General features: G+C 69.6%; 8 protein-coding genes. 1 reads left to right on the top strand and 7 read right to left on the bottom strand.

The genetic code is table 11. The features are described 5' to 3' along the window. Nucleotides 1-45: 45 nt before the first annotated feature. Both VNW53_RS09885 and VNW53_RS09880 read right to left on the bottom strand, forming a co-directional pair. Nucleotides 46-909, bottom strand: a complete 864-nt coding sequence (locus VNW53_RS09885; RefSeq protein WP_325555395.1) for a TPM domain-containing protein — start codon at nucleotides 907-909, stop codon at nucleotides 46-48. An 86-nt stretch (nucleotides 910-995) separates the two neighbouring features. Next, the gene (locus VNW53_RS09880; protein ID WP_325555394.1) at nucleotides 996-1,682 is read right to left on the bottom strand and encodes a LemA family protein; all 687 of its coding nucleotides are present in this window, start codon (nucleotides 1,680-1,682) and stop codon (nucleotides 996-998) included. 136 nt (nucleotides 1,683-1,818) lie between these two features. On the opposite strand from VNW53_RS09880, the gene VNW53_RS09875 reads away from it, so the two are divergent. Beyond that, entirely contained in the window at nucleotides 1,819-2,583 is a 765-nt protein-coding gene (locus VNW53_RS09875) for a class I SAM-dependent methyltransferase (RefSeq protein ID WP_325555393.1), read from the top strand. 40 nt (nucleotides 2,584-2,623) lie between these two features. Here VNW53_RS09875 and VNW53_RS09870 read toward each other — a convergent pair whose 3' ends face one another. The 5 genes from VNW53_RS09870 to VNW53_RS09850 form a co-directional block, all read right to left on the bottom strand. Further along, the gene (locus VNW53_RS09870) at nucleotides 2,624-3,199 is read right to left on the bottom strand and encodes an SRPBCC domain-containing protein (protein WP_325555392.1); all 576 of its coding nucleotides are present in this window, start codon (nucleotides 3,197-3,199) and stop codon (nucleotides 2,624-2,626) included. After that, nucleotides 3,199-3,594: a DUF1761 domain-containing protein gene (locus VNW53_RS09865; protein WP_325555391.1), complete on the bottom strand. Its 396-nt coding sequence runs from the start codon at nucleotides 3,592-3,594 to the stop codon at nucleotides 3,199-3,201. Before VNW53_RS09865 ends, VNW53_RS09870 begins: the two co-directional genes overlap by 1 nt. Before the next feature lie 33 nt (nucleotides 3,595-3,627). Then, entirely contained in the window at nucleotides 3,628-4,233 is a 606-nt protein-coding gene (locus VNW53_RS09860; protein ID WP_325555390.1) for a TetR/AcrR family transcriptional regulator, read from the bottom strand. 99 nt (nucleotides 4,234-4,332) lie between these two features. Continuing rightward, nucleotides 4,333-5,103 carry a DUF1365 domain-containing protein gene (locus VNW53_RS09855; RefSeq protein ID WP_325555389.1) on the bottom strand — a complete coding sequence of 257 codons (771 nt, stop codon included), beginning with the start codon at nucleotides 5,101-5,103 and terminating at the stop codon, nucleotides 4,333-4,335. Next, complete coding sequence (locus tag VNW53_RS09850) at nucleotides 5,100-6,449, bottom strand: NAD(P)/FAD-dependent oxidoreductase (protein WP_325555387.1); 1,350 nt, start codon at nucleotides 6,447-6,449, stop codon at nucleotides 5,100-5,102. Before VNW53_RS09850 ends, VNW53_RS09855 begins: the two co-directional genes overlap by 4 nt. Nucleotides 6,450-6,488 lie beyond the last annotated feature (39 nt).

Raw genomic sequence — 6,488 nt, 5'->3', positions numbered from 1 at the left:
CCGCCGCCTCGATGGCGCTGAGTTCGGATGGAGACAGATGCTTCATCACCAGCTCCCCGACGATCCGCCGCCGCCGAACGATCCGCCGCCGCCGGAGAAGCCGCCGCCTCCACCGCCGCCGCCCCAGCCGCCGCCGCGTCCGCCGCCGCCCAGGAAGAACGGCAGCAGCCACCAAGCGCCGCCGAAGCCGCGCCCGCCGGCCCGCAGCAGGCCCGCGATCACCCAGAAGACGATCAGCAGGATCAGGAAAACCGGGATATGCGGAGCCGCGCCGCGATCGGCCTGCGGCCGGGGCTGCGCCTGCGCCTGGGCGACGTTCGCCTTGGCCTGCTCGTCGGGCAGGGACAGTTGCGCGATCAGCGCCTCGGCGCCGGCGACCACGCCCTGCTCCATGTGGCCCTGCTTGAACTGCGGCAGCACCTTTTCCTGCAGGATCACGCTGCTCAGCGCGTCGGTCAGCACCGGCTCCAGGCCGTAGCCGACCTCGATGCGGACCTTGTGGTCCTTGGGCGCGACCAGCAGGATCGCCCCGTCGTTGACGCCCTTGCGGCCGAGCTGCCAGGCGCGGCCGAGCTGGTAGCCGTAGTCCTCGATCGGAAAGCCCTGCAGGTCCGGCACGGTGGCCACCACCAACTGGTGGCCGGTCTGCTGCTCAAGGCTCGCGAGCTCGCCGTCGAGCTTCTGCGTCGCAGCCGGCGACAGCACGTGCGCCTCGTCTACGACCCGCCCGCTCAGCGCCGGAAACTTCGGGGTCGCCGCGAAAGCCACGCCGGCGATGGCGAAGAAGGCGAGGACCGCGGCGCAGACGTTTCGAATGCGGTTGCCCGAGGCCTTGCGACCAAGCTCCTCCCCCGTAGCGGCAGCGTGCGGGGGAGGCGGCAGCGAAGCCGACGGAGGGGGCGTTGCCATCGCGCGGCGCTTGAACCAGCGCCCCCTCCACCGCTTCGTGGTCCCCCTCCTCCGTGTTTCGGGGGAGGTTGAAGGCGCCGCCGCCGTCACTTGGGCGCCGGAGCGGGCGGCGGCGGGCTGCCGGGCGCCGCGCCCGACGGCGGCGGCGGCGGGGTGGTGTCGAAGCTCACCGTCGGCGCGGCCTGGGCCGAGGCGCTGGCGGAGAAGAGCTGCATGGGCTTGGCGTCGGAGTGCAGGGTCTTGGCCCAGATGACCTGCGGGAAGGTCACCAGGGTGGTGTTGTAGTCCTGGACCGCCTGGTTGTAGTCGCGCCGGGCGATGGCGATCCGGTTCTCGGTGCCCTCGAGCTGGCTCTGCAGGGCCATGAAGTTCTCGTTCGACTTCAGGTCCGGATAGCGCTCCTGGATCATCATCAGCCGGCCCAGCACGCCGCTCAGCTTGTCCTGCGCCTGCTGGTACTGCTGGAAGGCCGCCGGATTGGTGATCGTCGAGGCGTCGACCTTCACCTGGGTGGCCGAGGCGCGGGCCTCCGTCACCTCGACCAGCGTGCTCTTCTCCTGGGCCGCATAGCCCTTCACCGTGTTCACCAAGTTGGGGATCAGGTCGGCGCGGCGCTGGTATTGGTTCTGAACCTCCGACCATTTCTCCTGGGCGGCGAGGTTCTTCGTCGGGATGGCGTTGTAGCCGCAGGCGGCGAGCAACAGCGGCGCGAGCACGATGAGGGCGACGCGCGCCCAGAGCTTCGCGAGCGGGCGGGTCCGGAAACGGTTCACGTTGATGTCTCAGCTCCCCATGGGCTCGTGATCGAGCCCGTCATACGCCGATATTTGGCCCTGCCGTTGATCCGGCGCAACGACATCGGGCATGACAGTTGCGTAACCTCGGCCGTCACGCCCTTCCGGACCCTCGATGACCACGCGCCCCTATTATGCCGAAAAGGGCCTGAGCGCGGCCTTCTACGACACGGTGACGGCGGCGGATACGCGCCTGGAGGGCGACCTCGACGCCTACGCCCGCCTGGCCCCGGCCGGCGGGACGATCCTGGAGCTGGGGGTCGGCACCGGGCGCCTCGCCTTCGGCCTGGCCGAACGCGGCTTCTCCGTCGTGGGCGTCGACATCGCCCCGGCCATGCTGGCCCAGGCCGCCGCCAAGCAGGCGGAGCTCAGCCCGGCGCTCGCCGCCCGCGTCGAGCTGAGGCGCGGCGACATGACGGCGCTGGACCTGAAGCGGACCTTCGACCTGGTCATCTGCCCCTATTTCACCCTGGCCCACATGCCGCGCGGCATGGCCTGGAAGAACACCTTCGCCACCGCCTCGCGCCATCTGAAAGCCGGCGGCCTGGCGGCCTTCCACCTGCCGCTGGTCGACATCATGCGCCTGCCCGGCCCGCCCGAATCCAGCCAGCCGGTGCTCGACGAGCCGATCCCCACCGGCGGTCGGCTGCTGCTGTTCGTGCGCGAGCGGTCCTTCCGCGAAGACGTTTGCCGCCTGGACCAGGTGATCGAATATGTCGAGCTCGACGCCCGCGGCCAGGCGCTGCGGCAATCCTCCGAGCGACTGACCTACTACCACGCCGACCCGGCGCCCCTGGCCGCCCCCGCGGGCCTGACCCCCGACCGCGAACCGGTCCCGATCGGCGGGGTCGGCGAGATCCACGTCTTCATCAAGGCCTGAGCCTATCCCTCCGGCGGAGCCGAGAGGAGAGAGGCGGAGGCTATTTCACGCCGTGTTCGCAGAAGGCCTTCAAGTCCGCCAGGTATTGCGGATTGTGGCCTTTGAAGAAGCCGTAGAGGGCGTCGAAATCCGGGCCCTGGCCATAGCCCACCTGCGACAGCACGACCTCGGTCTCGCCGTCGCTCACGGGCCTCAGCTCCATGACGATGGCCAGCTTCGGATAGGCCGCGAACCCTGGCGGCCCCACCGTCGACGGCAGGTTGCGGAAGGCGATCAGCCGCCCGGGCACATAGGCCGTGATCTGCTGCTTCAGGTTGGCCGCGTCGCCCGGCTTGCCCCTGGGATCGAAGGCCACCTCGATCGCGCCGCCGACCCGGAAGTCGATGAAGCTGACCGGCGCGGCCCAGGCCCGGTAGGCGGCCTGGTCGGTCAGCGCCGTCCAGATCACGGCCGCGGGGGCATGGATCCGCACGGTGTCCTGCAACAGCCTGGCGCCCGTCTGGTCGACGCTGGAGGTGTCGCGCACCGCGGCCAGGTCTACCTTCGAGCCCTCGGCCCGCGCCGCGCCGGCCAGGGTCAGCGCCGCCAGGCCCGCCAGGAGAAGGAGCCGGCGCATCAGTGCCAGAGCCCCAGGATCGCGCCGATGGCGGTGAACTGCAGGGTCGCGTAACCGCCGTTGATCGCGAACAGCTTCAGGCTGCGCCGCTCGAACAGGTAGGTGATCCCGAACGCCGCGGCGACCCAGCAGAGGCCCGCCGCGAAGCCCGCGCCGACCCCAAGCATCGGCGCCGGATTGGGGCCCAGGAACAGGGCGAACACCGCCGACTGCACCAGCGAGAGGGCAAAGGCTCCGGCGAACATCAACGGCTTGTTGCCGCCCGCCACATCCGCGTCGCTCAAGCCCGCCGCCGCCTGCCAGGCTTTGGCGAACAGCGCCGAGTACCAGATCCCGCCCAGCACGAAGCTCGAAAGCGCCGCGGCCAGGACGGCCAGCCAGTTCACGTGCGGCATCGGATCTTTCCCCCTTGGTTGAACCCCGTCAGCTCACGCCGCGGCCCCCTGCCGGGCGCTCTGTTCCAGCAGCGCCATGTGCCGGCGTAGCTGGTCGATGTTGCGGTCGAAATAGGCGATATCGCGGTGCGTGCGCGCCTGCATGACCCCGCCCTCCATGGTGGTCAGGATGAACTCCGCCAGGGCGGTGACGTCGGCCCCGCGCGGCAGGCGCCCGGCGCCGGCGGCCAGGCACTTGCCGATGGCGGTGGTCCAGCCGGTGAAGTTCTGCGCCAGCAGCTCGCGCACCGGCGGATCCGGCTCGTGCAGCTCCAGCGCCAGGCTGCCGATCGGGCAGCCGTAGAGGCATTCGCTTTCCAGGAGCGCCGCACGGTAGCGCGCCAGCAGCGCGAAAATCCGCTCGATCGGGTCCTCGACCCCCTGCCAGGCCGGCTCCAGCAGCATCTGGTAGATGCCGTCGCGGTAGAGCTCCAGCACCCCCACCAGCACATCCTGCTTGCCCGGGAAAAAGTGGTAGAGGCTGCCCGAATTGGCCTGCGACCGGCTCAGGATGTCCGAGATCGAGGTCGAGCCGTAGCCCTTCTCCGAGAACAGCTCCATCGCGGCGATGAGGATGCGCAGGCGGGTGTCGATGGGCATAGACTGACCTTGGGATCGGCCTTGGTTGATCGATCCATCAAGTCGTAAGTTGAACGGTCAGTCAAGGGATTCTTCCCTCGCCATTCCAAGGAGGGAAATCTAAGCCGCCAGCTTGGCCGCCGGCGCTACGGTCACCGCCCGCGCGGGCCTCTTCGGCCGCACCCGCACCTTCTCGCCCTTGAGCCAGATCTGCAGCGCCTCGAGGTGTATCGCGGCCACCACGCCCAGGGTCATCCACGGATGGGTCAGCCAGGCGCGGACCAGCTCGCGGTCGGTCAGCTCGCGCCGCTCGCCGGCGAAGCTCGCCGCCAGCACCAGGCCGTCGGCGTCGGACGCATCCACCGCCACCAGCACCCGCTCCTCCGGCCGCAGGATCCGGAAGGCGTAGGTCAGGTCCATGTCCATGAACGGCGAGACGTAGAAGGCCTTGCCGCAGCCCTGCTTGATCAGCGCCGCATTGGGCGCCGGGATCAGGTAGCTGTGCCGCTCGCCGAAGGTGTTGTTCACCTCGTAGAGGATGGCCGACAGGGTGCGGTTGGGCGCATGGCAGAAATAGACGGTCAGCGGGTTGAACCCACGGCCCAGGATCTGCGGCATGGCCAGCATGCGGACCGGCCCGCCGGTAGGAAGGCCGGCCTCCGCCAGAGTCGCCTCGACCTGGGCCTTCAACGGCCGGCCCGAGCCGTCGCCGAACCGCCGGGTGTCGAAGCCGAACAGGTTGAAGCGGCCGATCCCCAGGGTCTTCAGCTTCAGGTCGGCAAGCTCATCCAGGTCGACGAGCAGCATGAAGACCCTGTAGGCGAGCTTGTGTTTGCGCGGCTTGACCCGTGCGTGGCTGACGAGGCCGCAATAGAGCCCCGAGGCGGTCACGCCGCGGCCTCCACCGGCTCCCGCGGCGTGGCGACGTGGATGCGCGAGGACTCGCCCTCGACGGTCCAGGGCCGGCGCACCCCGCCTAGCTGTTCGGCGACCGCCAGGCCGGCCTGCAGCGCGTCCTCGTGAAAGCCGTGGCCGAAATAGGAGCCGCAGAACCAGGTGTTCCGCGCCCCTTGCAGGCTCCAGATCTCCCGCTGGGCGGCGATGGCGCCGGCGTCGAACAACGGGTGCTCGTAGACCTCGGTCTTGATCACCGCCTCCGGCGCGATCGGCCGGGTCGGCTTCAGCGTTACGAACAGGTCCTGGGCGTTCTTCAGGCTCTGCAGCCGGTTCATCCAGTAGGTGACGCAGCCGTTCTCCGGATTGTCGCGGCGGCCGATGTGGTTCCAGCTCGTCCAGGCCGCCTTGCGCTGGGGCATCAGGCTCGGGTCGGTGTGCAGCACCGTCAGGTTCCGGCTATAGCGGAAGCAGCCCAGGATGCGGCGCTCCTCCGGCGTCGGGTCGTCCAGCAGCGCCAGGGCGGTGTCGCCGTGGGTGGCGATCACCACCTCGTCGAAGCGCTCCACATGGCCGGTGACGTCGCGCACCTCCGCGCCGCCGGGGACGCGCCTGACGCCGGTCACCCGCACCCCGGCCCGCACCTCGCCCCGGAAGGCGTCCGTCAGTTTGCGGACATAGGATTTGCTGCCGCCCTGGACGGTGCGCCACAGGCCGCGGCCGAAGACGCTCATCATCCCGTGGTTCTGGAAGAAGCGGATCAGGGCGGCGGCCGGATAGGCCCCGATCGCCGCCAGCGGCGTCGACCAGATGGCCGCGGCCTGCGGCAGCAGGTGGTCGTCGCGGAACGCCCGGCAATAGCCCTTCTGCGCCAGGTAGTCGTCCAGCGAGGTCAAGGGCGCCTCCAGCGACGCAAGGTCCTTGGGCCCATGGCGGTAGAAGCGGGTCACGTCGCGCAGCATCGACCAGAACCGGGCGGAGAAGATGTTCCGCTTCTGGGCGAACATGCCGCTCATGCCGAAGCTGGAGTATTCGAACTCTCCGTCGTCCAGGCTGACGCTGAGCGCCATGTCCGCCGGGATCGAGGCCACGTCCAGGTGGTCGAGCAGGGCGGTGAAATTGGGGTAGTTCGGCTCGTTGTAAACGATGAAGCCGGTGTCGACCGGCGTCGCCCCGCCATCCTGATTCGGCGCCTCGACGGTGTTGGCGTGGCCCCCCAGCCGGCCGTCGGCCTCGAACAGCACGACCTCGTGGCGGCTCGACAGCAGCCAGGCCGCCGAAAGGCCGCCGATCCCGCCCCCTACGACCGCGACCCGTAGACGACGTTCATCCGAGTCGAACACACGTGACCTCTTGCGCAAACTGGGCCGCGGCGCCGGGGC

This window comes from Phenylobacterium sp., assembly GCF_035569475.1.
Classification (GTDB): domain Bacteria; phylum Pseudomonadota; class Alphaproteobacteria; order Caulobacterales; family Caulobacteraceae; genus Phenylobacterium.
This window is presented reverse-complemented; position numbering and strand designations above follow the sequence as displayed.

What these genes read in the sequence shown, in the direction of transcription:
- VNW53_RS09885 (WP_325555395.1), bottom strand. Translation starts at nt 909, where the DNA reads ATGGCAACGCCCCCTCCGTCGGCTTCGCTGCCGCCTCCCCCGCACGCT.
- VNW53_RS09875 (WP_325555393.1), top strand. Translation starts at nt 1,819, where the DNA reads ATGACCACGCGCCCCTATTATGCCGAAAAGGGCCTGAGCGCGGCCTTC.
- VNW53_RS09870 (WP_325555392.1), bottom strand. Translation starts at nt 3,199, where the DNA reads ATGCGCCGGCTCCTTCTCCTGGCGGGCCTGGCGGCGCTGACCCTGGCC.
- VNW53_RS09865 (WP_325555391.1), bottom strand. Translation starts at nt 3,594, where the DNA reads ATGCCGCACGTGAACTGGCTGGCCGTCCTGGCCGCGGCGCTTTCGAGC.
- VNW53_RS09860 (WP_325555390.1), bottom strand. Translation starts at nt 4,233, where the DNA reads ATGCCCATCGACACCCGCCTGCGCATCCTCATCGCCGCGATGGAGCTG.